Annotated in this window: 3 protein-coding genes; 2 read left to right on the top strand and 1 reads right to left on the bottom strand. The window is 35.4% G+C overall.

The annotated features are described in order from the left end of the window. Positions 1-2,800 (bottom strand): Ig-like domain-containing protein (locus FF52_RS18500; RefSeq protein WP_035691939.1); only part of this gene is annotated, 2,800 nt, incomplete at its 3' end. Positions 2,801-3,627: 827 nt separating this feature from the next. Here FF52_RS18500 and FF52_RS18495 point away from each other — a divergent pair. Continuing rightward, complete coding sequence (locus FF52_RS18495) at positions 3,628-4,113, top strand: SixA phosphatase family protein (protein ID WP_008467937.1); 486 nt, start codon at positions 3,628-3,630, stop codon at positions 4,111-4,113. A gap of 5 nt (positions 4,114-4,118) precedes the next feature. Further along, the gene (gene ppk1, locus FF52_RS18490; protein ID WP_008467935.1) at positions 4,119-6,197 is read left to right on the top strand and encodes a polyphosphate kinase 1; all 2,079 of its coding nucleotides are present in this window, start codon (positions 4,119-4,121) and stop codon (positions 6,195-6,197) included. Positions 6,198-6,215: the final 18 nt, after the last annotated feature.

Genomic DNA, 6,215 nt, shown 5'->3' with positions numbered 1-6,215 from the left:
TTGTAATTACCTGAGTGAAAGTTTCAGAAGTGTTACCGCAGTCGTCTTTCACTGTCCAGGTGTTGGTGTAAGTTCCTGCGTTTCCGCAACCCTCAGAAGCTACGAACTGTCCGCTTACTTTAGTGATATTGGTAACATCAGCATCGCAAAGATCAGAAGCTACAGGTAACATGACTTGAGCATTTGCCAATCCAGATGCATCGCTGCATTCTAAAGTTACATTTAAAGCTGTTGGAGCAGTTGTCCATGTAGGCGCTGTTGTATCCTGAATTGTAATTACTTGAGTGAAAGTTTCGGATATATTTCCGCAATCATCTTTTACAGTCCATGTGTTGGTGTAAGTTCCAGCGTTTCCGCATCCTTGAGAAGCTACGAATTGACCGCTTACTTTAATAATGTTAGAAACATCAGCATCGCATAAGTCAGAAGCTATTGGGAACTGAGCCTGAGCATTTGCAAGTCCAGATGCATCGCTGCATTCTAAAGTCACATTTAAAGCTGTTGGAGCAGTTGTCCATGTAGGCGCTGTTGTATCCTGAATGGTGATTACTTGAGTGAAAGTTTCGGATGTATTTCCGCAATCATCTTTTACAGTCCATGTGTTGGTGTAAGTTCCAGCGTTTCCGCAACCTTGAGAAGCTACGAACTGACCGCTTACTTTAATGATGTTAGAAACATCAGCATCGCAAAAGTCAGAGGCAGTTGGGAATAAAGCCTGAGCAGCTGCAAGTCCTGCAGTATTGCTGCATTCTACAGTTGCATTCAGCGAACCAGCAGAAGTTGTCCATGTTGGCGCAGTCGTGTCTTGAATAGTGATGACCTGAGTGAAAACTGTTGAAGTATTATTACAGACATCTTTAGCGGTCCAAGTGTTGGTGTATGTTCCAGAATTGGCACAAGTTCCAGCAACGAAAGTTCCGCTTACCTTTGTATAGGTTACAGTTCCACCGCAGTTGTCAGTTGCTACAGGAGCCTGATTTTGTGCAGCAGTCAATCCTGCAGCGTCACTGCATTGAAGCGTAACGTTTAATGCATTAGGCTGAGTTGTCCAAGTTGGAGCAGTAGTGTCCTGAATAGTGATCACTTGAGTGAAAACTGTAGATGTATTGTTGCACACATCTTTCGCAGTCCACGTGTTGGTGTATGTTCCAGAATTTGTGCAAGTTCCCGCAGTAAAAGTTCCGCTTGTTTTAGTATAAGTAACGGTTCCGCCGCAGTTGTCTGTGGCAACGGGAGCCTGATTCTGTGCTGCTGTCAATCCTGCGGCATCGCTGCATTCTAAAGTAACATTCAAAGCTGTTGGAGCTGTTGTCCAAGTTGGCGCAGTCGTGTCTTGAATAGTGATCACCTGAGTGAAAACTGTTGAAGTATTATTGCAGACGTCCTTAGCGGTCCAAGTGTTGGTGTAAGTTCCAGAATTGGCACAAGTTCCAGCGGCGAAAGTTCCGCTCACTTTTGTATAGGTTACAGTTCCACCGCAATCGTCTGTGGCAACAGGAGCCTGATTTTGGGCTGCTGTCAATCCTGCCGTATCACTGCATTGAAGGGTAACATTTAACGCATTAGCTTGAGTTGTCCAAGTTGGCGCTGTTGTGTCGTTAACAGTTACTATTTTTTCACAAGTAGAACTACATCCATTTAAAGTAGTAGTTAATACTAATTTAAACGTTGTATTACAAGTAGAACCAGCTTGAACAGTTACGTTTTGTAAATTTGTCGCTGATGTGATTGTAGCACCATTTGCAGTCGCAGGAGGCAAAGACCACGAATAGGTGGTCATACTGGCTGGAGCCGAATAAACATTAGAAGAAGATAAACATACAGGGCCAGCAGTACCAGTAATAGAACAAACCGTTGGAGCATTTACTGTTACGGTTGCTTCACTTGTTGCAATGTTACTTCCAGAGCATAAACCTGAATTAGAAAATATTGCTCTGAATTTTGTAGTTTCTGTTAAATTACCTGTATTGTAAGCTGTTAAACCTGCAGTATTAGCAATATCTACCCATACTGAAAATGGAGCAACAGATGATTGCCATTTACTTACAGTAGAACCAGCATTGAGACCTGTTATGGTTAAAGCAGCACTAGCTCCTGAACAAATAGTTGTGTTTGGTCCAACTGTTCCTTTTAGTGGAATTCCAAAAGTAAGTGGAGTATTAGTACATAGACTTGAATTAGGTGAGTTACCACTAACAGAAGCTAATTTTGTAACGTTAATTACGCCAGGATTATTGGGATCACAAATGTTAATTCCCAAGCTTCCAAAAGGAACATTAAACTCTAAAAATGTAGCGCCAGAATTGCAATTGGCATTACCTGCCTGAGCAGCAAGACCTGCAGGGATAACATTAGTTTGAGTTTTAACACTGCCATTTCCCGTATATAAAGTAAAACCACTTCCGTTAGAATTAATTTCTAAGATATACTCAGCACCAGCTACACTAATGGTTCCTCCAAATGAATCTGAGGTTAATCCTGTTGATGAATTATTATCGGTATCTAAGTACAATCTAAAAAGTGCCGAACCACCATTACCAATGTTCATACCTAATCTTAAAACTTGATTTTGGGTATCAACTTTAGCACGAATCGTCCCAATGTTACATGTTGAAGAAGGATTAGCTAATAATACTGTGCTGTAAACCGTTCCAGTTGCATATTCATCACCAACTGCACCTGGACCAGGGCAGTAATTGCCATCATATGTATTTTGAGAATAGCCACTTGTAACAAATATTAAAAGCAACGTAATATAAACGTATTTAATATTCAAATTAATTAAAGTAATGTTTTTCATAATCTCTAATTTTTTTAATCTTTAGTAATTTTATTTTGAGATTCTTGAGTTATAATCCGTTTTAATTGATTATAAATTGCCGAGGCGTTCTTAATAAAAATTATAGTAGTGAGTTAAAGATTTGGGTTGTAGAAAGAATGAGTGTTTTTGTTTTTTTTTAGTTTTAAGTTAATGTTCAGTAAAAATCTCAAGAAGATGGAAAAACTGTTCTATTTATTTTTGTAATGAGACAAATAGGTTATTAATCACATCGTGCATTTCTAACAAAAAAATAACTTACAATTTTGACACTTTTTAGGACCGTTGAAGTGACACTTTTTTATTCGTATAAATTGTTTCTTTGTTTTGTGATATATTTAATATTTTAACAGAATCAAAGTTATATTAGAGTTTTTGTAATACGATTTTTTTATCTATAACTAACCTAAAAACTCGTTGAAGTGTTGTTTTTTTATCAAAAATTGACTTAAAAACACTTTTTTTTAACTTGAAAAAGTAAATTTTTTCTTTAATTTTTTTGTCTAATTGATGATATTAAGTTTTTTCGAGTCTAATTAAATGATTAATAATCAAGTATTTAGTTAAAATATTGGGATATTTTAGAATATCGACTAAATACTAATTTTATAGATGAAGTACATAAAATGGCAAAAAAATGATTTTTCGAATTTCTGTTGTCCTAAAGGTTTATCGGTTGTTTATTCTGGTTAAAATTTTGTTATAATGTTAACAGAAATAAAAAAAAGAAATGGTTTAAAATTTCTTTTGTAAATTAGAACTTAATTAAAAAATGACCTGCAATTCAGGTTTTTAAAATTTTGCTACTTATGAAAAATCTTATATTAATTCGTCATGCCAAATCTAGCTGGGAAGCACCATTGAAAGATTTTGATCGTCCATTAATGAAAAGAGGAATTTTAGATGCGCATGATGTTTCATTAAATATTTCAGGGTATCTTCCAAAAACATATATTATTTGGAGCAGTACAGCTGTGAGAGCTACAGAGACTGCTTTGATTTTTGCGCAAAACTTATCCTATCCATTAGAAAGTATCATTTTTAAAGACGATTTATACACTTTTGATGAGAAGCAGCTTGAAAAAGTTATTAAATCGTGTGATAATAGTTTTGAAAGCGTTATTCTTTTCGGACATAACGAGGCTATTACAAATTTTGTTAATAAATTTGGGGATGTTTTTATAGAAAATGTACCAACTTCGGGCTTTGTATCGTTACAGTTTGATGCCGAAAGTTGGGACACGATCCATAAGGGCAAAACACATAAAACTATTTTCCCCAAAGATTTAAAATAATTACAGTGTACGAACAGAAATATATCGATAGAGAAAAAAGCTGGTTAGCGTTTAATGCAAGAGTACTTCAGGAAGCAGCAGACAATACAGTGCCACTTTTAGACAGACTGCGTTTTGTTGGAATTTTTTCAAACAACTTAGACGAATTTTTTAGAGTTCGGTACGCGGCCATTCGACGATTAAGTCTCTCAGGTATTTCTGGCGAAAAATATTTAGGAGGTATTTCTGCTCACCAATTAATTAAAGATATCACTGAAATCGTAATTCAGCAGCAATCTGAAAGTTTGCGTATTCTAGGAAATATTGAAGCAGAGCTAGAATCTGAAAATATTTTTATCATCAACGAAACACAGATTACACCAAAACAAGAGTGTTTCTTAAAAGACTTTTATACCCAAAAGTTAAGTCCGGAATTGGTAACCATCATTTTAAATGATTTAGCGGTTTTCCCAATTCTAAAAGATACTTTAGGATATTTGGCAGTTCGTTTAGAATTGGCAAACGATGAGGTTCGTTATGCTTTAATTGAAATTCCAAAAAACATCAACAGATTTGTTGTGCTTCCATCTGAAGACGAAAAACAATACGTTATTTTAATTGATGATGTGATTCGTTTTAAACTGAAAAACATATTTAATATATTTGATTATAAGAGCGTTTCTGCCCACATGATCAAAATTACTCGTGACGCACAATTGGACATAGACAGTGATTTAAGCAAAAGTATGCTTGAAAAAATTGCTTCGTCTGTAAAAGATCGCCGAATAGGAGAGCCTGTTCGTTTTATTTATGATAATTTAATTGAAGAAGATACCCTGCAATTTTTCTTAGATAAAATGAAAATTGTAGAAACAGACAGTATAATTCCAGGAGGAAGGTATCATAATCGTCGTGATTATATGAGTTTTCCAAACCTTGGTAGATACGATTTGTTGTATAAGCCAAACGAGCCACTGCCAGTTCCAGGTTTGAGTTTGGAGGGAAGTATTCTAGAAAAAATTTCTAAAAAAGATTATTTGGTGCATGCGCCCTATCAGTCATTTTCATATCTGACAAAATTCTTGCGTGAAGCAGCGTTAGATCCAAAAGTAACTAGCATTAAAATCACCTTATATCGTTTAGCTAAGAACTCTCAAATTATCAGTTCGCTGATAAACGCCGCCAAAAATGGCAAAAGAGTGGTGGTGCAAATCGAACTTCAGGCACGTTTTGATGAAGCTTCGAACATTTCGTATGCAGAACAAATGCAGACCGAGGGAATCGAACTTATTTTTGGTATCAAAGGACTGAAAGTGCACAGTAAAATTTGTGTAATCGAGAGATTGGAAGAGGGCAAAAACCGTCGTTATGGATTTATTTCAACTGGAAATTTCAACGAATCAACAGCAAAGATTTATACCGATGTAACGCTTTTCACTTGCCATCAGGGAATTTTAAAAGACACATCCAAAATATTTGAGTTTTTTGATATTAATTATCGAGTACACAGATACAAACATTTAATTGTGTCACCTCATTATACCAGAACTAAATTCATTAAATTGATTGATCGTGAAATTCTTCATGCGCTTGCTGGAAGAAAAACTCACATTAAATTAAAAATGAATAGTTTATCCGATTTTAAAATGATCGATAAATTATACGAAGCAAGTAATGCGGGAGTAAAAATCCAGCTTCAGGTAAGAGGAATTTGCTCTTTAATTCCAGGAATTCCAGGAATGAGCGAAAACATCGAAGCGATAAGTATCGTAGACAATTACTTGGAACATTCAAGAGTATATATTTTCGGAAACGCTGGCTTGACCGAAGTTTACATTTCGTCTGCCGATTTTATGACCAGAAATTTAGACGGAAGAGTCGAAGTAACCTGTCCGATTTACGACCTTGAAATTAAAAAAGAACTGATTGATAATTTCAATATTGCATGGAAAGGAAATGTAAAAGTGAGATATCATTCTTATAAATTAGATAATAAATATAAGCCTAAAAATCATCATGCCCCATTTAGAGCACAATTTGAAACCTATAAATATTATCAGAATAAAGTAGCCCTATTAGAAGAGGTTCCTCAAAAAGTAAATTAATACTAAATACCAATTTTC

This window comes from Flavobacterium sp. F52, from assembly GCF_000278705.1.
In the GTDB taxonomy this organism is placed as follows: Bacteria; Bacteroidota; Bacteroidia; order Flavobacteriales; family Flavobacteriaceae; genus Flavobacterium; species Flavobacterium anhuiense.
This window is presented reverse-complemented; position numbering and strand designations above follow the sequence as displayed.

Bases quoted from the DNA above. Each gene is read 5' to 3' on its own strand.
- FF52_RS18495 (WP_008467937.1), top strand. From the start codon at position 3,628: ATGAAAAATCTTATATTAATTCGTCATGCCAAATCTAGCTGGGAAGCA.